This is a genomic window from Ferruginibacter profundus (assembly GCF_054783275.1).
On the sequence record NZ_BAAGQW010000001.1, the window covers coordinates 206,860 to 228,418 of the forward strand.

Below are 21,559 nucleotides of genomic sequence, written 5' to 3' on the forward strand. Positions count from 1 at the left end.
GCCATTTTACCCCTCTTTTTTACAAGATTTCCGAATTTACCCCCTTATTTTACTACTCAATCCCCCGTTTTACCCCCCTTGTAAGTATAGTTTTACAGTGATTATAATAACGAATTGCCAAAAACTAGCTTTATGAGATTTGAAAAAACACCTTCCTGTGCCATCTCCCCACATTACCCGGGAGATATTGATTGTAGTATTCACATTCTATTTACCAAGATTAAACCAATTACCATGACTGCATTATTTAAACCGGTGCTTTGCGCATTCTTATGTACAGCCATTACCTGTACCGGCACTTATGCTCAAAAGGCAAAGCCCGCCGGCGACACCCTTTTGGTTAAAGCCAGGCCTGCAACAGAGTTGATCTATACGTCAACACCGCCACATCTTACCGCTACTTCTACCGAAGCCTTGTATTCAAAAGATATTTTGAAGGCTCCTGTTACCAGCGTAAAAAATACGTTGGTTGGCCGTTTGGCAGGGCTGTATGCAACCCAGGGTTCGGGCCAGCCCGGTGGCGATGGTGTATCACTTTCACTAAGGGGGCAGGACCCTGTGGTAATTATTGATGGTGTGGTGGCCAACCTCTCCATTTTTAACCTGGAAGATGTGGAATCGGTAACCTTACAAAAAGATGCTTTAAGCACCGCCATGCTGGGTGTAAGAGGCAGTAACGGGGCATTACTGATAACCACAAAAAAAGGAAAGGCAGAAAAGCAATCCATTTCATTTACTGCACAAACCGGTTTTCAAAACCCGATAGGTGCACCTAAAGTGCTTGACGCTTATAATTATGCTGCTTTATATAATGAGGCCCTGGTAAACGACGGGCTGGCACCTAAATACACCCAGGCCGATTTGGATGCGTACAAAAACGGTACTGACCCTTACGGCCACCCGAATGTAAACTGGAGAGACCAGGTTTTGAAATCGTCTTCCCGTTTTGACAAGTACTCACTAAATGCAACCGGCGGTAATAAATTCGCCAGGTATTTTGTATCGCTGGAGCATGTGAACCAAACCGGTTTTTTTGTAAAGTCTGATAAAAATACTTATAACACCAATAACGATTTTAAAACCTATGTTATCCGCTCTAATGTGGATGTAAGTGTTAACAGCAAACTTACCGGTGGTATTAATTTATTGGGAAGAATTTTAAACGGCAGTGAGCCCGGTGCTACTGCAGCTTCAATAATATCCTCTCTTGTAAATACCCCCAACAATGCTTACCCGGTTTACAACGATAATGGTTCTTTTGGAGGCACCAGCCTTTTTCAGAATAATATAATGGCACAGGCCATTTCCAGCGGTTACAGGCTGAATTATAAAAGAGATATGCTGGCCAATTTTTACCTGAAACAAAATTTAGATAACCTCACGCCGGGATTGTGGGCGCAGGTAAAAACATCATTCAACGCCACACTTTCAGAAGATAATAACAGGAGTAAATCTTTTGCAGTGTATCAAATGATCACCAGTACCAATCCTGTTACTTATAATAAATATGGTACCGATGGCACACAGGCCAATGGTAATGGTATTGCTTACCAGGGCCGTACCAATTATGTTGAATTATCAGTCGGGTACGATAAAAAGATCAACAAAGATCATGCTATCAACGCATTGCTTTTAGCCAATCGTGATAATGCAGTCAGCAACAGCGACCTGCCTTATACCATCAGTGGTGTATCCGGCCGTGTGGCTTACAACTACAAAGAAAAATATGTTGCTGAAGCGGCATTTGGTTACAATGGCTCTAACCGTTATCCTGCGCATGGAGATTTTAAAAGAGGATTTTTTCCTGCCATAGGTTTAGCATGGAATATGGAGAAAGAAAATTTTTTAGCCAATCAAAAATGGATCAATCATTTAAAAGTATATGGTTCATATGGAAAAACAGGATGGGATGATCCAGGTTACTTTACTTATATCCAGCGCTTTTTTGATGCCAGCAGTGTTTATTTTGGCACCGGTGCCGGGGCACAAACAGCTATTACTGAACAGCCTTTGGCAAACCCTAATATCAGCTGGGAAAAATCAAACAAATTTAACGCCGGTGTGGATGCAGGTTTACTGGGCGGCAGGCTTAGTGTGGGCGCAGAATATTTTAATAACAAATATTACGACCTGCTGCAGATAAGAGGCCTTAGCACCACCATTATAGGTAATGACTATCCCCGTGAAAACATCGGGCAAAACAGGTATACCGGGCTGGAGTTTACATTAAGCTGGCAGCAAAGTACCCACAGCGGCCTGCAATATTTTGCAACTGCCAATGCAAGTATACTAAAAACCAAAGTGTTATTTAGCGATGAAGTATACAGGCCTTACGACTGGATGAAAAGAACAGGGCAAAGGGTAGGACAGTCATTTGGATATATGGCAACCGGTTTGTTTCAAAATCAAACAGAAATTAATGGCAGTGCTACCACTGTGGGATACACGCCGCAACCCGGTGATATAAAATACAAAGACCTCAATAACGATGGTGTGATCGACCAGTTTGATATTGCTCCAATTGGCAGGGCCGGCAAACCACTTATGTTTTTTGGCGTAACCGTTGGTGCTGCATTTAAAGGATTTGACATCAGCGCACTTATACAGGGTGTTACCAACAGGGATGTATATGTAGGCGGTAACAGCATCTGGGCATTTCAGAATGGTGGTTTTGGACAGGCGTATGAAAATAATTTAAACCGCTGGACGCCTGCAACAGCAGCAACGGCAACTTATCCACGCCTTAATATCAGTACCAATAGTAATAACCAGGCGCAATCATCTTACTGGATGAGAAACGGTGATTACATCAGGTTGAAACAGGTAGAAGCAGGATACAGTATTCCGCAAAGTTTACTTAAGCATATTAAACTGCAAAACATCCGTGTGTTTGCAAGAGGGTACAATCTTTTAACCATCCAGTCAAAAGAACTGGATGACCGTGACCCTGAAATTATCAGCGCTTTCAGTTATCCTAATCAACGTTTATTAAATTTTGGTATCACCATAAAACTATAAAACCGGCTATATGAACAAGATAAAAATATTTTTAACAACTATAGTGTCTGCATTACTGATACTATCTTTATCCACTACTTCCTCCAGTTGCAAGAAGCTGGAAACAGAACCCAAAGACTGGTTTGGGGCCGACCTGGTATTTGATACCTTAGATCGTTTGGGAACAGTGGCCGCATTTAATTTAAACGACCTGTATAATTATATTCCCAATGGCTTTAGCCGTATCAGCGGCGATTTCCTGGATGCTGCCAGCGGCGATGCCATACCCAGCCGTAACAATACTTTGGTAGAGTATTATACCAACCGCCGTGTAAGTGTGGTTAACAATCCTGATGCTTACTGGGCCAATAGTTATTATGGTATAAGAAGATGCAACATCTTTATGCAGAATATCGGCAATGTACCTATCATACAAACAGATAGTGCAAGTATTGCCGCTGCAAAACTCAACCGCCAGTACTGGCGTGCAGAAGCCCGTTTTATACGCTGCTTCATGTATTTTGAATTATTAAAAAGATATGGCGGTGTACCGTTAGTGGGCGATAAAATATTTACACTGGATGATAACCTGCAACTGCCCCGCAATACTTTTGCTGATTGCGTGGATTATATTGTGAGCGAATGCAATATTGTTAAGGACAGTTTACGTAAAGAAGCTATTGCCGATGCAGACTGGGGCCGCATTCCACGTGGTGCTGCCATTGCACTTAAATGCAGGGTACAGTTATATGCGGCAAGCCCCTTGTTTAATGGTGGCGGTATAGAAAGTGATCCGGTTAAAAAAGCTTTAACAGGATATACTGCGGCTGACCCTAACCGTTGGCTGGCAGTAATTGCTTCTGCCGAAGAATTGAAAAATCTTAATTATTATGGTTTACTTGCTGCAGGAACACCTCCGGCATTTGCCCAGGTCTTTCTTACAAAAAAGAATATAGAGATCATACTGGCAAAACAAACCGCCAATAATACCAGCCTTGAAAATTCGCAGGCACCCATTGGTTATGCTGGTTCTGCACCAAGCCAGGGATATACCAGTCCTACACAAAATTTTGTGGATGCATTTCCAATGCTCAACGGGTTGCAGCCTTTTAACCCCGATGGTACTGTTAATGTGGCATCAGGTTATAGCGCAACCGCACCTTATACCAATCGTGATCCAAGGTTAGATGTAACAGTTTTCCGTAACGCTTACCCCTGGTTAGGCCGCGGTGTGGAAACTTTTGAAGGCGGATTGGATAAACCTAATAATGCTACTGTAGCCATTCAGACAAAAACCGGTTATTACCTGCGTAAATTCCTGGGCAATTTTCCAACAGGTTCCACTTACTCTAATCAAAGCCACAATTTTCCGCTCTTTCGCTATGCAGAAGTATTGCTGAACTATGCCGAAGCATTAAATGAAGTAGGCCGTGTGGAAGATGCCGTAACACAGATTGTATTGATAAGAAAAAGAGCTGGTATTACAGCCGGAGCCAATGGCAGGTGCGGTATCAGTGTGGGTATTACACAGGATGATATGAGAACATTGATAAGAAATGAACGCCGTATTGAATTAAGTTTTGAAGAGCACCGCTTCTGGGATGTGCGCCGCTGGAAAACAGCAGCCACCGATTTAGCCGGCCCCGTATATGGAATGAAAATTACCAAATCGGGCACTGTGTTTACCTACGAGAAAGTACAGGTAGGCACTTTACAGTTTGACAATAAATTGTACCACATGCCCATCCCTTACGACGAAACGGTTAAGAACAGGGCATTAATCCAAAATGAAGGCTGGTAATTTTCAATTCAAAAAAATTAAATCAATTACGATGAAAAAAATATTTTTTATACTGATCATGCAACTGGTAGCGCTGGCACAGTTGCAGGCACAAAATAAAATTGTAAGAGGCCGTGTGACAGACAGCAGCGGCCCGGTGGCAAAGGCAAGTGTGGTGGAAAAAAATCTTCCTACCAATGGTACTACCACCGATGCTGATGGCAGGTTTACCCTTACTATAAAAGGGAAGAGTAATTTTATTATCGTCAGTGCGGTAGGTTTTGCACAACAGCAGATCAGCATTGCGGATAATAGTAATCCTGAGATCCTGCTTGTAAGGGCCGAGGCTAAAGGCATGGAAGATGTGGTGATTGTGGGGTATGCCAGGCAAAAGAAAGTTACGTTAACCGGTGCCGTTAGTACAGTATCAGGTGTACAACTGAGAGAAAATCCATCGGCCAGTCTGCAGAATACATTGGCAGGCAGGTTGCCGGGCTTTTTTTCTGTACAGCCTACCGGAAGGCCGGGAGCAGATGGGGCTACTTTTTTTATCCGTGGGCAGAGTTCTTACAACACAGGATCGAATGCTCCTTTAATTATTGTAGATGATATCGAATACAGTTACGACCAGTTCTCCCGTATCGATCCCAATGAAATTGAATCACTGAGTATTTTAAAAGATGCTTCCACTACTGCGGTATATGGTGTAAAAGGTGCCAATGGGGTAGTGATCATTACCACCAGGCGTGGTAAAATTGGTCCGCCAAAAATTTCCACCCGTTTAGAAACCAGTTTGCAGCAACCTACCAAAATACCTAAATACCTGGATGCTTTTGAAACAGCAACCCTGTATAACCAGGCACAGATCAACGATAACAAGATAAACCCGGTAACCGGATTTACACCGAGGTTTTCGCAGGCAGACCTGGATCATTTTAAATCGGGAGATGACCCTTACGGGCACCCGAATGTAGATTGGTATAGCGAATTGTTTAAAAAATTCAGTAAACAATACCGGGCCAATTTTGATATCAGTGGCGGTACAGAAAAAGTAAAATATTTTATTTCTTTAGGCGGTTTGTACCAGGATGGTATGGTGAAGAACTTCAGTAAATCGCAGGATGTGAATGGTAACTATTATAACATGCGTTACAATTACAGGTCTAACCTTGATATTAAGGTTACAAAAACCACCGATGTAAGGGTGGATCTGTATGGCAATATCGGTGAGATCAATACACCGAATGTAGGTAGCCCGTTTGGTTACAATGATGTGTTTTACGAATACAGCAGCTTCTTATCACTGGCACCATTTACGTATCCTATTTACAATCCCAATGGCAGCTTTGGCTACAGCAACTGGCAGATAAGCGGTGGCGGTACCAGCAGCAGTTACAATGTAAATAATATTGTTGGCCGTTTAACCTACTATGGTTACAACCGCAACTACGAAAACAATATGAACTTTATTACCTCTGCCAACCAGAAATTGGATTTTATAACCAGGGGGCTTTCCTTTAAAGCTACAGCAGCCTATACCAGTAACTACGGCTATTCTAAAAGTATGACGAGGGACCAGTTTCCTTCCTTTATTTATAATCCTGTTACCAATGTGTATACGCCACGTGATCCGAATGTATATCGTATCCGTCGTTTCTTCAGTGGATATTCTGCCGGCAGTACTGTTCGTACTATTAACATTCAAGCCATGCTTAATTACGATCGCACTTTTGGCAAGCATCGTGTGTATGGCCTGGCATTGCTGAACCAGAATACCGACCTCAGGTTTAATTCTAATTCCACCTACAACTTTATTCCTAATAATTTCCGTGGATTCACCGGCAGGGCAGGGTACAACTTCAAAGAAAAATACCTGGCAGAAATTGATGTGGCTTACAATGGTTCCGATCGTTTTGCCAAAGCCAACCGTTTCGGCCTTTTTCCTGCAGCTTCTGTAGGATGGAATATTGCTAAGGAAGATTTTATTGCCGATCATTTTAAACAACTGGATAATTTAAAATTAAGGGCTTCTTACGGTTTGGTAGGTAATGATAAAATCGGCAGCTCCTTCAACTATTATTATTTGCCATCATGGAGTAACTCAGGCTCTATCAACTTTGGTACCAGCAGTAATACGTTTACGGGTATCCGTGAGGGTACATTGGGTAACGACCAGGTATCATGGGAAAAAGAAAAGAAATTGGATATCGGTATTGACTTTGGTTTGTTCAACAACCGGTTAACAGGTACTGTGGATTATTTCAAGAACCAACGTTATGATATCTTAACCACAAGAGGAACCGTATCTGCCGTATTTGGCCAGACATTGCCTCCTGTTAATTTAGGTATTGTAGATAACCAGGGTTATGAAATTGAGATCAACTACAATGGAAAGATCGGCAAAGAACTATCTTATAATGTAAAAGGAACTTACTCCGTTGCTAAAAACAAGATCAACTTTGCAGATGAACCCACTTATGCCAATAAATACCAGGCATTCACGGGTAACAGCATTGGTATGCAAAGGGTATATCGCTTTATCGGGTATTATAAAGACAGTGCCGATATTGCCAACAGCCCTCAGCCCTCTCAAAAACCTTATCCCGGCGATTTAAAATATGCCGATTTAAATGGTGATGGAAAAATTGATGGCTTTGACCAGGAAGTTACCGGTTACTCTAATATTCCTAATACCACTTATGGTTTCCAGGTGGGGTTCCGCTATAAAGGATTTAGTTTAAGTGCATTTTTCCAGGGTGCCATGAACTTTAATGTAAGGGCAGTAGCGGAAGCCATCAGGCCTTTCTCTTCTAACCTTACAGCAATACATCAATATGCATGGACACCGGAACTGGGGGATAATGCAAAATTCCCGAGATTATCGATGGTGGCAGGCGCAAGTGATGCGATCTCTTATCCTTCAACCTTCTATTTTATTTCGGGCAATTACCTGAGGTTAAAAACTGCAGAGATAGGATATAGCTTACCGGAAAAATGGCTGAAGCATGTAAAACTGGAGAATGTAAAATTCTATGCTAATGCTTACAACCTGTTTACATGGACAAAGCTGGATAAGTTGTATGATTTTGATCCTGAAATAAGTACTAATACCGACAGGACAATTTATCCGCCGCAACGTATCATAAATTTTGGAACCAGCATCACCTTTTAACTAAATCATTAAATAATACAGTAATGAAAAAATATTTAATCATACTATTGATCATTGCAGGCTTTACGGCTTGTAAAAAATCAAGCAGCTTTTTAGATGGCAGTGCTATAACACTCGACGAAACACAGGTGTTTTCTGATAGTGTCAGAACCATGGCTTTCTTAACCGGCATCTATTCGGATATTGCTTTCAGTTTTAATAAAGGCCGCTGGAGTTCTCATGGTAATACCGAGCAGGCTACAGATGATGCGGAATATAATTTCAGCGGTACTGCACAGGCTGCCGTGGTTTTATACAATGGCTCTATTTCACCAACCATTTACAATTCAGTAAACATCCTGCTCGATTTCTGGAATACGCCTTATGCCAATATCAGGCGTGCCAACCTGTTGTTGTCTAAACTGCCTGTAACGCCATTATCTGCCGAACTGCAGACAAGAGTAAAAGGAGAAACACGTTTTTTACGTGCCTGGTATTACTCACAACTGATGGTATGTTTTGGCGGCTTGCCATTGGTAGGCGATAATGTATATGGTAAAGATGATATCATCAATCTGCCAAGGGCAACATTTGCGAATACGGTAAAATATATCAGTGATGAACTGGATGCAGCAGCAGCGTTGTTACCCGATACGTATAACAACAGTCTTGATTTTGGCCGCATTACAAAAGGCGCTTGCCTGGCACTTAAATCAAGAATATTATTGTATGCCGCAAGTCCGTTGTTTAACGGCGGCTCTATATCAACAAATGCTGAGCTTACGCCGCTGGTGAGTTATCCCACTTATAATGTAAGTTACTGGCAGGCTGCAGCAGATGCTGCCAATGCAGTTATCAACAGCAATCAGTTTGCATTGTATGTAGATAGTACAACTGCGCCGGGTTATGGTTTTTACAATGTGTTTTTACAAAGAACATTATTGCCTGCAACAAAAGACGAATACATTTTTGGTTATTACAGGCCCGCCAATAAAGACTTTGAGGGATTTTATAATCCACCTTCAAGAGGCGGGGCAAAATATTCTATGCCTACACAGGACCTGGTAGATGCTTTTCCTATGAAAAATGGTTTACAACCTTTTAATGCTGATGGTACGGTTAATGCAGCTTCAGGTTATAACCCTTCCAATCCTTATGTGAACCGTGATCCCCGCTTTAATTATTCCATTATCTACAACGGTGCTACTTATTTTACCACCACCACCAATAACAAACAGCCGGTGTATACTTTCATTAATGGTACAGGAACCATACCTGCACCTACACAAACTGCCGATGCTTTTAATGTAGGTACCACCACCGGTTATTTCAGCCGTAAAATGTGCGATGAAAATATCAGTGCTAACAGTAGCCCTAACACGAACAGGGCTTGGCCATTGATACGTTATGCCGAAATTTTGCTGAACTATGCAGAAGCTATCAATGAAACAGGGCAGACTGCCCTGGCTTATCCTAAACTGGTACAGCTGAGGCAAAGGGCAGGTATTGACCGTGGTGCGGATAATTTATATGGATTGAAAGCGAATATGACACAGGCAGAAATGAGAGAAGTGATCCGCAATGAAAGGCGTATTGAACTGGCATTTGAAGACCTTCGCTGGCATGATATCCGCCGCTGGAAGATAGCGATGACAGTAGCCAACCAGTACAATAAAGTAATGCGCATTACAAAAACTTCAGCCGGCACTTATATTTACGACAGGATGCAATCTATACGTTTGCATAGCTTCCGTCCCGAAATGTATTTATTGCCGATACCTGATGCAGAAATACAAAAAATGCCTGCAATGAAACAAAATCCCGGATGGTAAATAATAACCAGGAATTATTGTGAAGAGGAGCTTTGGCCATATTAATAAGTCAGGAACTGTAATCCGCCTGCTGGTGATACTGTCACTGGCAGGTGCCTGCAGCTCGTCGCAAAAAAACAAAACGGTTTCACAAAAAGCTGCCGTGGAAATATTGGCGATCATTGATACTGTAAATACGTACTGGCAAACTGCAAATCCCAATCATGGCAATGCGTTCTGGGATAATGCAGCTTATCATACCGGTAATATGGAAGTGTATGCACTTACAAAAAATGAAGCTTTTAAAAAATATTCAACCGCCTGGGCCGAAAAGAATAACTGGATGGGCGCCACTTCTCCTGATAAAGCCGCATGGAAATTTAGCTACGGAGAAAAACCGGAGTATGTTTTGTTTGGCGACTGGCAGATCTGTTTTCAGACCTATATCGATTTAAATAACCTGGAACCGGGAGAAAAAAAAGTAGCCCGTGCAAAAGAAGTGATGGGGTATGAGATCAGTACCAATGAAAATAAATACTGGTGGTGGGCAGATGGATTGTATATGGTAATGCCAGTGATGGTGAAAATGTATAAGCTTACCGGGGAGAAAAAATATTTGGATAAGCTGTATGAGTACTATACTTATGCTAACAGTATTATGTACGATAGCGTTGAAAAAATTTATTACCGTGATGCCAAATATGTTTATCCCCTTCATAAAACAACAAGCGGGAAAAAAGATTTTTGGGCAAGAGGAAATGGGTGGGTATTTGCTGCCCTGGCAAAAGTTTTAAAAGACCTGCCTGCCGGTGATACACACCGCGGTGACTATATTACCAGGTTTAAAGGCATGGCAGCAGCGTTAAAGAAATTTCAGCAGCGGGAAGGGTATTGGACAAGGAGTATTATGGATGCCGCACAAGCTCCCGGGTATGAAACCAGTGGTACTGCTTTTTTTACCTATGGTTATTTGTGGGGTATCAATAACGGATACCTTGATAAAAAAGAATTTTTGCCTGTGGCAATTAAAGGCTGGCAGTATTTAAAAAATATTGCACTGCAGGCTGATGGAAAAATTGGTTATGTACAACCTATCGGCGAAAGAGCCATTGCCGGCCAGGTGGTTGATAAAAATTCAACAGCAAATTTTGGCGTAGGCGCATTTTTATTGGCTGCATGTGAAATGTACAGGTTAGAAAATTCAAAACTGTAAAACATGAAATGGGATGAACAAAAAATAACGGAACGCTTTTGCAGTGTATTCAATATTACTGATGAGCCGGTAATTGTTCGCTCGCCGGGCCGCATTAATATTATCGGAGAACACACTGATTATAATGATGGTTTTGTATTGCCGGCTGCAATTGATAAATCGGCTTATGTGGCCATTGCCAAAAGAAATGATACGCTCATTTCTTTATATGCCGAAGGGTTTAAGGAACATCACGAAGTGGATATCAATAAAATTGAAAAATCAGCTAAGCATTGGCCCAATTATATTTTAGGAACTGTTGACCAGTTACAAAAAACAGGAGCAGCCTTACAGGGATTCAATTTATTGATAGATGCTGATATTCCTATCGGGGCAGGTTTATCGTCATCTGCAGCAGTGGAATGTGCAACAGCTTTTGCATTAAACGAACTATTTGCCTTGCAACTTACAAAGGCAGAGATGGCGCATATTGCTCAAAAAGCAGAGCATGAATTTGCAGGCGTTAATTGTGGCGTGATGGATATGTTTACTTCTTTGTTTGGAAAGAAAGACCATGTGATCAACCTGGATTGCCGCAGTTTATTGTACGAGTATGTACCCCTTGATCTTCACGGGTATAAAATTCTTTTATTGAACACTAATGTAAAACACCAGTTATCATCATCGGAATATAACACCCGCCGCAAGCAATGTGAGCAGGGGGTAAGCTGGGTGCAGCAGTATGTGCCCCAGGTAAAAGCATTACGTGATGTAACGGTGGATATGCTTGATAAATATGTGTTGCCAAAAGATAAACTGATATACCGGCGTTGCAAATATGTGGTGGATGAAAACAACCGTTTGTTGCAGGCCTGTAACGATCTTAAAAAAGGCGATATAACGGCGTTGGGAAAAAAGATGTTTGAAACACATGAAGGGCTCAGTCATCAATATGAAGTGAGTTGCAAAGAACTTGATTTTTTAGTGGACTATGTAAAAAATAATACAGCAGTAATTGGAGCAAGAATGATGGGGGGCGGATTTGGAGGTTGTACCATTAATCTTGTAAAAGAAACAGAAATAGAAAAACTGGTGGCAGCAATACAACCGGCTTACCAGGCAGCAACCGGATTAGAGCTAACCCATTATGTAGTGGCAATAGAAAACGGCACAGAACTGGTTACTCAAAAAAAATACGCTCATGTTTTACCTTAAGGAACAACGGCACTACAAAGCAAAAATACAAACGTCTTATAATAGCAATCGATAGCAGTTGATTGAAGGCCTGCTGTTTCCACAGCGGGTATTTATTTTTATGTAAAAGAAATAAAATGAAAAAAAAGATATCCATCGTATACCTGTTATTTTTATTGATCAGCGGGCAGCCTTTAATGGCCCAGCAAGCGGATACCATAAAGCCGGGTACGGTATGGCGTGATGATAAAGGCGAAGTTATTAACGCACATGGCGGCGCTATAATATTTCATAACGGAACATATTATTGGTTTGGCGAAAAGCGTGGCCGCTCTGCATCCGAAGGAGTAAATGTGTACTCGTCAACAGATTTATACCACTGGAAATTTGAAGCGCTGGCACTGGCACAGGACCGTAACGATTCTGCAAGTGATATCGCCATGGGCTGCGTGATGGAACGTCCTAAAGTTTTATACAATGCCCTGACAAAAAAGTTTGTGCTGTGGTTTCACCTGGAGTTAAGAGGCAAGGGATACAGCGCAGCAAGGGCAGCAGTTGCTGTGAGTGACCAGGTTACAGGGCCTTACAAATTTATCAGCAGCTTCAGGCCCAATGGAAATATGTCGAGAGATATGACATTATACGAAGATGATAATGGCGCAGCCTATCTCATTTATTCATCAAGAGAAAATTATGATCTGCGGATAGCCAGGCTTACAGATGATTTTCTTTCTGTAACTGCGGCAGATACCATGTTGTTCAGTAAACACAGGGAAGCGCCGGCGGTATTTAAAAAGAATAACACTTATTACCTTATCACCAGCGGATGTACAGGGTGGAAACCGAATAAAGCATCTTTACATACTGCAACCAATCTTTTTGGCCCCTGGGTAGAATCAGATGACAACCCGATGAGCGGCCCCAATGCAGCTATTACATTTGACGGGCAATCTACCTTTGTATTGCCTGTGGAGAATAAAAAGGAACAATTCATTTTTATTGCAGATAAATGGAATCCTGCCGATCTTAAAGACAGCCGGTATATATGGCTGCCCATCAATTTTAAAAATGAAAAGCCTGTGGCCGAATGGAAAGATGAATGGAGTATAAAAGAATTAAAAAATAAAAAGAAGAATAATTAAATCAACCTTACAAATAAACAAGATGTTCAGCAAAGCAGTTCCGGCATTTTTAACAGGGGTATTATTTTTAACAGCAACAGCCTTTTCGCAAGCTGTAAATAACGATTGGGAAAATCCAAAGTTATATGAAGTAAATAAAGAAGCACCCCATGCTTCCTTCATGTTGTTTGAATCTGCAAAAGATGTTATTGCAGATGATTACAGCCGTTCACCATTCCATCAGTCTTTAAATGGCAAATGGAAATTTGTATATGCAGAAAAATATGCCGGCAGGATAACAGATTTTTATCGCACCGACCTGAATACCGCAAAATGGAATGATATTACCGTTCCATCTAACTGGGAATTACAGGGGTTTGGTACGCCGATATATACCAATATCGTTTACCCGTTTCCCAAAAATCCGCCATTTATCGGCGAAAATAATCCCGTAGGGACTTACCGGAAAGAATTTACTGTTCCCAAAAACTGGGAAGGCCAGGAAGTTATTTTACATTTTGGTTCTATCACGGGTTGTGCATTTGTGTATGTAAACGGACAAAAAGTGGGCATGAGCAAAGCTGCAAAAACACCTGCAGAGTTTGATGTGACAAAATATTTAAAAAAAGGAACCAATCTTTTAGCGGTACAGGTTTTTCGCTGGAGTGATGGCAGTTATTTAGAAGACCAGGATTTCTGGCGCATCAGCGGCATTGAAAGAGATGTTTTTTTATATGCCTTACCTAAACTTACTGTGTGGGACTTTTTCCTGAAGGGCGACCTGGATAATCAATATAAAGATGGACTGTTCAGCGCAACAGTTGACCTGAGAAAATTTGCTGGTAATTTTTCTGCTACCGGTTTTGTAACTATTGATGTGCTGGATAAAAATGGTAACAAGGTATTTACGCAAAAGAAAGATTATAACCTGGGCAAAGACAGTATGCAAAGCATCTCTTTTTCAGGTACGGTAAATAATCCATTAAAATGGAGTGCAGAATCTCCTGACCTGTACGATTGCATCATTACCCATTCAAACGGAAAGGGAATTGTTACGGGAACTTATACCGGGGCTAAAATAGGTTTCAGGAAAATTGAAATTAAAAATTCCCGGCTACTGGTTAATGGTGTAGCCACTTATGTACGTGGTGTTAATCGCCATGAGCATGATGATGTAAATGGCCATGTACCCAATACTTCATTAATGCTGAAAGATATTCAGCTGATGAAGCAGTACAACATTAATGCCGTGCGTTGTTCGCATTACCCCAACGATCCGTTGTGGTATAAACTATGCGATAAGTATGGTTTGTATTTAGTGGATGAAGCCAATATCGAAAGTCATGGTATGGGAGCAGAGCTACAAGGCTGGTTCGATAAAACCAAACATGTGGCGTATTTGCCGGAATGGGCAGCAGCGCATTTAGACAGGCAAAGAAGAATGCTGGAAAGGGATAAAAACCATCCATCAGTAATAATCTGGAGTATGGGTAATGAATGTGGTAATGGTCCTGTTTTTCATGACGGATATAAATGGTTGAAACAAAGAGACAGCAGCAGGCCGGTGCAATTTGAACAGGCCGGTGAAGACTGGAATACCGATATCGTTTGCCCGATGTATCCAGATGTACGCAGCATGAAACGTTATGCTGATGACGATAAAAAAACAAGGCCTTACATCATGTGCGAATATTCACATGCCATGGGCAACAGCAATGGAAATTTCAGGGAGTATTACGATATTATAATGAATAGCCCGAAGATGCAGGGTGGTTTTATCTGGGATTGGGTTGACCAGGGATATAAGCAAACCAATGCCAGTGGTAACACGTACTGGGGTTATGGCGGCGACCTGGGAAGTTACAATTTACACAATGATGAAAACTTTTGTTCAAATGGATTGATCGCTGCCAACAGAACCATTCATCCCGGTTTAAATGAAGTAAAGAAAGTATACCAGAATATTTATTTCTCTTCTGCTGATATTGCAAAAGGAGTGGTTACGGTTAAAAATTTATTCGACTTTACCAATCTTGATCAATACAATTTTAAATGGCAACTGATCCGCAATGGCGAAAAAATGAAGGAAGAAAATTTTACGGTGGAATTGGCGCCGCATCAGCAAAAGGATATCACATTGGCAATACCCATGATAAAATCTGTGGAAGGAACAGAGTTTTATGTAAACATCATTGCTACTACAAAAAAAGCAACTGAGCTTGTTGCTGCAGGGCATGAAATTGCAACAGAGCAATTTAAATCTGCCGGTGATTATTTTGCAAAGAGCAATACACTTACCGGTACGCTGCAAATAAAAAAAGATGACACTAAACTGAGTTTTCAATCGGGTAACACCAGCGGCGAAATTGATCTGAAAAGCGGCAGTATAAGAAATTACAAAGTAAAAGACGGTATGCAGTTAAATAGATTTCCCGAACCATATTTCTGGCGTGCCCCTACCGACAATGATTTTGGTAACAATATGCAAAATAGCTTAGGTATCTGGCGTTCTGCACATCAGAATAAGAAAGTAAAAAACATTACTGTTGCAGAACAAAATGCAGAAGGCGTAAGCGTGAAGATAGATTATGAATTAACGGGCATTGCTGTTCCCTACACTATTGAATATCTTATACAGAACGATGGTAGCATTAAGGTAACGGCCGCTATGGACATGACGGGAAGAGACCTGCCTGAATTACCCCGCTTTGGTATGCGTATGCAATTACCACCAATGTTTGACAGCCTTACCTACTATGGCCGCGGCCCATGGGAAAATTACAGCGATAGAAATGAATCGGCATTTATGGGTTTGTATGCAGATAATGTAAAGAATCAATATTGCAATGGTTATATTCGCCCCCAGGAAAGTGGTTATAAAACTGATGTAAGATGGTTTTCTTTAACCAATGATAAAGGTACCGGCATCATGGTAGAAGGCATTCAGCCGATATGTTTCAGTGCCATCAATCATTCTGAAGAAAGCCTTGACCCGGGCATGACCAAAAAACAACAACATCCGACAGACCTGCCTCCCGATCAAAATGTATATGTACAAATTGATTACAAGCAAAGAGGTGTGGGTGGCGATAATAGCTGGGGCGCATTGCCGCATGAACAATATCGCTTGCTGGATAAAAAATATAGTTATAGTTACACCATTAAACTTTTAGATAAATAAAAATGCAATCCCGATTTATAATTGTAACGGCAGTTGTTGCTGCCTGCATCACCAGTTCCTGTAATCATCATCTTGCAGGAACCAATAAAGTGGCTTCCGGCAAAGATGGCTATACATTAGTTTGGGCAGATGAATTTAATAAAGACGGCAGGCCCGATACCAGCAACTGGAACTATGAAAATGGTTTTGTACGCAACGAAGAATTGCAATGGTACCAGCCTGAAAATGCCAATTGTATCAACGGTTCACTGGTGATTGAGGCAAAGAGGGAACAAAAACCCAATCCTCGTTATACAGAGGGCACTAACGACTGGAGAAAGAAAAGACAAAATATTGAGTACACTTCTTCCTGTGTTTTAACAAGAGGCAAACAGCAATGGCAGTATGGCCGTTTTGAAATGCGGGCAAAAATAGACATCAGCAAAGGCATGTGGCCTGCCTGGTGGACGTTGGGTGTTGACAAAGGCTGGCCGGGTAATGGTGAAATTGATATCATGGAGTATTATCGTGGTAAATTACTGGCCAACATTGCCTGCCTGGGTAATAACCATAAAGCCCAATGGTACAGCAATACTTTTAAAACCGATTCATTGGGTGGCACCGCATGGGCCAATCAATTTCACACCTGGCGAATGGATTGGACGGAAGAGTACATTGCGTTGTATTGCGATGAGCAATTGCTGAATAAAACCAATCTTGACTTGCTGGTAAATAAAGACGGCAGCAATTTTAATCCGTTTAAACAACCGCACTATATGTTGCTTAATTTAGCAATGGGCGGCATGAATGGCGGCGATCCTTCACAAACTTCTTTTCCCCGGAAATTTGAAGTAGATTACGTAAGAGTATACCAGAAAAAATAAAGCGGTTATGCAAAATTTATCGATGCTAAAAAAAGCAGGCTTATTATTGGTTTTTGTTTTTATTAATCTTTCGGCGGCAACTGCACAAAAATATTCGGCCTACCTGTTTACCTATTTTACCGGGAACAGTAAAGCGGATGAAGCTATTCGTTTTGCAATAAGTACTGATGGTTATAATTACCGGGCATTGAATAATAATGAACCCGTTATTTCTTCTTTGCAGATCAGTTCTACCGGCGGGGTAAGAGATCCGCATATTTTGCGTGGTGCAGATGGCAAAACATTTTACATGGTGGCTACTGATATGGTTTCGGCATTGGGCTGGAGTTCTAACCGGGCAATGGTATTGCTCAAATCAACAGACCTGATCAACTGGACATCTGCGGTAGTAAATATTCAAAAAAGATTTCCTGGCAATGATAGTTTACTCAGGGTGTGGGCGCCACAAACTATTTACGATGCGGCAGCAAAAAAATACATGGTCTACTTTTCTATGAAGCATGGAAAAGATCCGGATAAAATTTATTATGCTTATGCAAATGAATCATTCACCGATCTGGAAACCGTACCCAAACAATTATTTGTAAGCCCGGATAACGCCGCATGCATTGATGGCGATATTGCGGAGAAGGATGGCCAATACTACCTGTTTTTTAAAACCGAAGACCGCCAGCCCGGAATTAAAATTGCTGTGTCAGACAAGCTTACCGCTGGTTATGTGATGCAAAGTGCAGCCTATGTACAGCAAACAAAAAGCCCGGTAGAAGGTGCCGGTACATTTAAGCTGAACGACGGCAACGGATTTATACTGATGTACGATATGTATACCAGCGGCCGCTACCAGTTTACCAAAACAAAAGACCTGCAACATTTTGCGGTGATTGACCAGGATGTATCAATGAACTTTCATCCACGGCATGGAACAATAATTTCAATTACCCAGGCAGAGGCAGAGCGGTTAGAAAGTAAATGGGGAACAGCAACAGATGTGATGAGTTCTGCACATGCGGCTGCAATAAAAAAACTCAATACAAAAATTGATACGGCCAATAAAGTATTATACCTCTCTGTAAAACCAGGTACAAAATTGAATGCATTTGATCCGGCATTTACAAATTTGCCTGGTATCAATGTTAAGCCGGCGGCTCCGCAAAACTTTACAACATCAACTGTACAATATAATGTTACAATAAAAGGACAGCAACCGCAACAATGGAAAGTTGCAGTAACAGAAAATCATAACCCGGTATTAGACGGTTATTATGCCGATCCGGATATAATGTATTCAGAAAAAAATAAAAAATTCTATATCTATCCTACCAGCGATGGATTTACCAACTGGTCGGGTACTTATTTTAAAACATTTTCTTCTCCTGATTTAGTACACTGGAAAGATGAAGGCGTTATCCTGGACCTGGATAAAGGAGTGAGTTGGGCTAAGAAAAATGCATGGGCGCCCTGCATTCTTGAAAAAAAGACCGATGGTAAATACAAATATTTTTTCTATTTCACTGCCGCACAAAAAATTGGTGTAGCAGTAGCTGATGACCCGGCTGGCCCGTTTACAGATACAGGAAAACCGTTGGTAGATAAATACCCCGAAGGCATTACCGGCGGGCAGCAGATTGATCCTGATATTTTCACTGACCCTAAGAGTGGTAAAACTTATTTGTATTGGGGTAACATGTATATGGCTTGCGCCGAATTAAATGAAGACCTGGTTTCAATTAAAGCAGGCACTTTAAAAATAATTACACCCGACAAATCATTCAGGGAAGGCACCACGGTGTTTTACAGGAACGGAAAATATTATTTCCTTTGGTCAGAAGATGATACGAGGAGTGAAAATTATAAGGTTCGTTACGGAACAGCTGATTCGCCCGATGGCAGTATTACTATTGCTGCCAATAATCTGGTGATAGCAAAAGATACTGCAGCTGGTATTTATGCCACCGGCCATAATTCCATCCTGCAAATTCCCGGCACTGATGAATGGTATATTGTGTACCATCGTTTCAATTATCCCAATGGTATTAATATGGGCAGGGCAGCAGGCTACAATCGTGAAGTATGTATTGATAAACTGGAATTTAATGCAGACGGAAGTATTAAACAGGTACAACCTACACATAAAGGCATAAAGCCGGTTACAGTTAATTGAACTGTTATAGTTGCAAAAATTACTGCGGCTATTTTATTATGCATTACTGCTGAATTAAATGACGGTAAAGAGAAATGTAAACGGAAATAAAATAATGCGCCTGTACATATAAGTCTTAGGGATAGTCAAACAGGAAGCAGTCTGTATTAGCCGTTTGTAAGTTATACGGCAATAGTAAATTATAAAAGAACGATGACAATAGTCATCAAAGACAGGATTATCGTTACCGGTTTAAGAAGGAAAAAGTGTTTGCTTTACAGTATAGTTTTTTGTAACTACCTAAACTGTATTGTATGTGTTTTTCTGCAACTGCCAGTTTTGGCGCCGGAACGGCTCTTTGTGTTGTGGGCTTGCTTTCGTTAAAAAAAGTACGACATTACAAACAAATACCCTTTGCATCTATTCCGCTGTTATTTTCTATTCAGCAATTTTCCGAAGGTTTTGTATGGCTTTCGCTTACCAACAGTAGTTACCGGCAATGGATTGATTACTCTTCGCATGTGTTTTTAATTTTTGCCCAGGTGGTTTGGCCGGTCTGGGTTCCGCTTTCGATAATATTAATTGAAAAAAATGCTGCACGAAAGAAAATATTGTCAGCTATCATGTGGATGGGAATAGGAACGGGGGGCTACCTGGCTTATTGTTTGCTGCACTATACTGTTAAGGCAGAGATCAATTCCTTTCATATTGATTATTCGCTGAGTTTTCCAATGGCATTGAGCTGGATCAGCGGGGTCTTTTATTTTATACCTACCGTTTTTCCTGCCTTTATTTCAAGCGTTAAAAGAATGCCCTTATTGGGATGGCTGATAACGATATCATATTTTTTTACTAAAATATTTTATTCAGGTTATCTCATTTCAGTATGGTGCTTTTTTGCTGCTGTTATCAGCATCGTAATTTTATATATTCTTACAAAACAGCAGGTTTCATTTGCGGGTAAAAATAAAATTGTGCTCAGTACATAAATTCGGGTATGGGGTTATGTTGTATCAGGTCAGACCTGCAAAGTCATATCAGAAAACAGTATTATTGTGTAACTGTAAATTAGTCGCTTATTTGCTGTAATGAATTGTGTAGCTTAATTACCTTTGATACGGTGCCATAAAAATTTTAATGTCGCTGCATTCCATCCCTCAAAGCGGCCGCGTTGTACCACCAGTGTATTATCACCAGGATGCTGTAAAAAATAATGGAATACAAATTTTCCCCGGGGAGATTGCCAGCCTTGTATTTGTCCGAAACGGAGATCGTTGAAGACAAGTGTATCATTCCATTTTTCAACAGTATAAAACTGTTTAGAAAAACGAATGAGGTGTTGGAGGTCTTCCTGCAGTGGTAAAGATTTCAGTAAAGAATCATTTCTTGGAAAATAGGAAAAGTCGATTTGCTTTTTGCTGTCAAAAACAGATATAAAGCCAACATAGTAACCGCTATCATTACCGGCTACTACGTACCACAGCCAGTTTTGAAAAGGGGCAGGAGTGGTAAAATACCTTGAATAATTAACCTGCTGTTTTTGAAAGATGTGTTGAACGGTGTTGTCGATTTTAAATTTATTGCCCAGGCAATACACTAAATACAAGCCACTCAACCAAAGGCCTGTACGCCACCAGCGCTTCCGGTAAGGATGCCAACGCCTTAAATAGATCAGCGCAATACAGGCAATACCGGGCCACAGGGAAAAAAACGGGTCGGCAACAAAAATTGCATTGAAAGATATTCTGTAATGAGAGAATGGCTCAAACCATCCAACGCCATAGTTATTAAAGGCATCAATAAAAATATGAATAAAAATTACGCCTCCAAAAAACAACATCCATTTGTATAGTTTTATGTTATGCGGACGATGCAGGCGCTCTGCAAGCAATGCAAACAAAGGTGTGATTAAAAAACAAAACAAAAAAGAATGTGTAAATCCGCGGTGTGCCAGTAATCCGGAAGAGGTACTCATCCAGAATGAAGTTATAAAATCTATATCGGGAATGCTTTGTGCCAGCGCACCCCACAACATTGCTTTTTTGCCTAACGGTTTACCTAAAATGGCTTCTCCCATGCATACACCAAGCGCTATATGAGTAAGAGAATCCAAGGGCTTTTATTTAGTA

Annotated in this window: 12 protein-coding genes; 11 read left to right on the forward strand and 1 reads right to left on the reverse strand. The window is 41.0% G+C overall.

Annotated elements, in window-relative coordinates:
- The first annotated feature begins 132 nt into the window (after positions 1-132).
- The 11 genes from ACYVM0_RS00800 to ACYVM0_RS00850 all read left to right on the forward strand — a co-directional run bounded on the left by ACYVM0_RS00800 (position 133) and on the right by ACYVM0_RS00850 (position 20,419).
- A complete protein-coding gene (locus tag ACYVM0_RS00800; RefSeq protein WP_460551008.1) occupies positions 133-3,018 on the forward strand; it encodes a SusC/RagA family TonB-linked outer membrane protein in 2,886 nt (961 codons plus the stop codon).
- Positions 3,019-3,028: 10 nt separating this feature from the next.
- Positions 3,029-4,798: a RagB/SusD family nutrient uptake outer membrane protein gene (locus tag ACYVM0_RS00805; protein WP_460551011.1), complete on the forward strand. Its 1,770-nt coding sequence runs from the start codon at positions 3,029-3,031 to the stop codon at positions 4,796-4,798.
- Between the two features lie 31 nt (positions 4,799-4,829).
- The gene (locus tag ACYVM0_RS00810; protein WP_460551014.1) at positions 4,830-7,949 is read left to right on the forward strand and encodes a SusC/RagA family TonB-linked outer membrane protein; all 3,120 of its coding nucleotides are present in this window, start codon (positions 4,830-4,832) and stop codon (positions 7,947-7,949) included.
- A 23-nt stretch (positions 7,950-7,972) separates the two neighbouring features.
- Positions 7,973-9,760, forward strand: a complete 1,788-nt coding sequence (locus ACYVM0_RS00815) for a RagB/SusD family nutrient uptake outer membrane protein (protein WP_460551017.1) — start codon at positions 7,973-7,975, stop codon at positions 9,758-9,760.
- Positions 9,761-9,779: 19 nt separating this feature from the next.
- On the forward strand, positions 9,780-10,952 hold the full coding sequence (locus tag ACYVM0_RS00820; RefSeq protein WP_460551020.1) for a glycoside hydrolase family 88/105 protein: 1,173 nt from the start codon (positions 9,780-9,782) through the stop codon (positions 10,950-10,952).
- A 3-nt stretch (positions 10,953-10,955) separates the two neighbouring features.
- A complete protein-coding gene (locus ACYVM0_RS00825; protein ID WP_460551023.1) occupies positions 10,956-12,146 on the forward strand; it encodes a galactokinase in 1,191 nt (396 codons plus the stop codon).
- A 116-nt stretch (positions 12,147-12,262) separates the two neighbouring features.
- The gene (locus ACYVM0_RS00830) at positions 12,263-13,267 is read left to right on the forward strand and encodes a glycoside hydrolase family 43 protein (protein WP_460551026.1); all 1,005 of its coding nucleotides are present in this window, start codon (positions 12,263-12,265) and stop codon (positions 13,265-13,267) included.
- Between the two features lie 22 nt (positions 13,268-13,289).
- The gene (lacZ, locus tag ACYVM0_RS00835) at positions 13,290-16,427 is read left to right on the forward strand and encodes a beta-galactosidase, LacZ type (RefSeq protein ID WP_460551029.1); all 3,138 of its coding nucleotides are present in this window, start codon (positions 13,290-13,292) and stop codon (positions 16,425-16,427) included.
- A 2-nt stretch (positions 16,428-16,429) separates the two neighbouring features.
- A complete protein-coding gene (locus tag ACYVM0_RS00840; RefSeq protein WP_460551032.1) occupies positions 16,430-17,290 on the forward strand; it encodes a glycoside hydrolase family 16 protein in 861 nt (286 codons plus the stop codon).
- 7 nt (positions 17,291-17,297) lie between these two features.
- Positions 17,298-19,451: a glycoside hydrolase family protein gene (locus ACYVM0_RS00845; RefSeq protein WP_460551035.1), complete on the forward strand. Its 2,154-nt coding sequence runs from the start codon at positions 17,298-17,300 to the stop codon at positions 19,449-19,451.
- 293 nt (positions 19,452-19,744) lie between these two features.
- The gene (locus ACYVM0_RS00850; protein WP_460551038.1) at positions 19,745-20,419 is read left to right on the forward strand and encodes a DUF6629 family protein; all 675 of its coding nucleotides are present in this window, start codon (positions 19,745-19,747) and stop codon (positions 20,417-20,419) included.
- A gap of 113 nt (positions 20,420-20,532) precedes the next feature.
- Here ACYVM0_RS00850 and ACYVM0_RS00855 read toward each other — a convergent pair whose 3' ends face one another.
- Entirely contained in the window at positions 20,533-21,543 is a 1,011-nt protein-coding gene (locus tag ACYVM0_RS00855; protein ID WP_460551041.1) for a metal-dependent hydrolase, read from the reverse strand.
- Positions 21,544-21,559: the final 16 nt, after the last annotated feature.